A 2,401-nucleotide genomic window follows, 5' to 3' on the forward strand; every position below is an offset into this window, starting at 1 on the left:
TATCAATTGGTGGTTCTATTGGTGTAGGTGGTACTACAATTGGTGGTTCTACTGGGTCAATAGGTTTATTATCAATTGGTGGTTCTATTGGTGTAGGTGGTACTACAATTGGTGGTTCTATTGGTGTAGGTGGGATTATAGGCTTAGGTGGATCTATTTCATTTAGATCTAAATTTGTATTTAGTATTACATTAGCAAAAGCACCTTTAATTTCAAAATGCCCTTGAGATTGTTTTAGAGCTTCTTCTTTCCATTTAATCAATTGCTCTTGATTTTTATTAATCTTATCTGCCAAATTCTTACTAGCATTAATCAACATATTCATATCTTTTTTCAAATCATCAAGATATTCATCATTTTTATTTGCCAAACCCTGGTTAATTAAATCCACATAATCATTATATTCTGCAATTTTATCATTAAGTTGTCCTTGATAAATAATCAATCTTTCGATAAAATTTTCTGTTTCTTGGATTAAAGGTTTTAAAGATCCACTAATAAATTTATTAAGAGAGATTTTACTTTCATCAATTAGTTTTAAAATATCTTGATATTTATTATATATATTTTTATATTCCACATCAATATTCTCTAATATCTCGCTTATTTTTTCTTGAGCATATAATGATTTTAAAAAATCCAAACTTTGGCGTATGCTATCAGTTATTCCATAAATTATATCAGGGTTTTTTATATGAATTGAGTATTTACCATTAGATATAACATCAAGCATATCTTGCAAATCTTTAATACTAACCACATCATCTTTTTCCAATACAACATCCTCTGAAGGTTTTTCTATATCTATATTTATATCAGGTTTTTGTGCAAAGATTAAATTTCCATCTTCTTCGCGTAGTCCTTCTAATTTACCTAGTACTGCTTCTTTAAAATTTATATAACCATTTTCATCTGTATAGGTATAAATTTTCATTTTATCTGGTATTTCTTCTGCATTTGTCAATTCCCCTTCCTTATGATAAATATTAATATTATTTAAACCCGATGAGCTGTTTACAAATTTATATAAATAATTATTACTAATCAATTTTGAATCAGGCTGAAAATACATATAGATATTTGATAAAAGTCTGCTTTGGAAACCAAATAAAGTTCCAAAACCACTAGCAGCATGATTTCCTATAATATCCCCAAAAATATTTAAAGATATATTAGAATAATTTCCTTTAAGAATATACCCTGCAAATCCACCAGCATAACCTTTATAGTATTCTCCTATACCAGCATTACCATAAATATTTCCCACATTATTTAAAGATATATTAGAAAAATCCCCATAATTTATTTCACCTGCAAAACCTCCAGAATAGGTAGTAACTCCTTGGATTCCTATATTTTTTACATTATTTAGTGATATGTTTTGTATTTTTATAGTTGCATCTTTATATTGATTGTATTCATTGTTGATATATCCCACAAAACCACCAGCTCTATCTCCTTTGATATTTTCTATATTATTTAATGTTATATCATTAAATGTGCCATTAACTATATATCCGGTAAATCCACCAGCATATCTACTATTTTCTTTTCCTATATTTTTAATATTGTTTAATTCTATCTTTGAGAATACTGGATTTCTTGGATAAGATTGTTTATCTTTCCTGATAATACCCACAAATCCACCAACATGGTTAGCACTTATACCTTCTATTCTATTTAAAGATATATTACTAAATTCCGCATTGTTTATAACTTCCCCTGCAAATCCACCGGCATAAGCCGCAGAAGTTTTAATCCCTCCTAAATTATAATCTATTTTGATGTTTTTTATTCTTGCATCATGCCCTACTCGTCCAAATACACCAACATAATCTATTTTATCCTTTAAGATAGTTGTATCTATATTAATATTATTTAAAGCAAATCCTTGTCCATCAAAATTTTTAGCAAATACAATATCATATCCGATAATCATATTTGCACATCCATGTCCTGATATACAATAATTTGCATAGTTTTTATTTTCAAAATAAATATCATTTACCAATCTATAATCATTATTAAACCGAGCCACTGTTTTAGATTCGTTCCACATTTTCGAAAAATAAAACCAATCTAAATCAGATCCTATACCAATATATTTTTGAAAATCATCTGTAACCAATTTTTTATTGCCTAAATTTTCTATATTATTGTATTCTTGCGTTTTAAATTTATATATAGCATCTGTTATTTTAGAATCATAATAAGCAGATGTTGCTAACTCTCGTAATTCTCCTTTTTCATATGCACTAGCTACAATTCGATATGCCTTTATATTATCTAATAATATATCTATTTCATTACCAACCAAATTAACCATATTACCATTTGAATAAAGTGGTACGATACTACCTTCAACCTTAACTTTATTTCCTATAAGTAATATGTTATCGGA

Annotated in this window: 1 pseudogene; it reads right to left on the reverse strand. The window is 27.5% G+C overall.

What is annotated here, in order from left to right:
* Positions 1 to 2,401, reverse strand: a pseudogene (locus L8W57_RS07795) (hypothetical protein); the annotation flags it as partial.

The sequence above is a fragment of the Campylobacter sp. IFREMER_LSEM_CL1890 genome (assembly GCF_025772045.1).
Classification (GTDB): domain Bacteria; phylum Campylobacterota; class Campylobacteria; order Campylobacterales; family Campylobacteraceae; genus Campylobacter_D; species Campylobacter_D lari_D.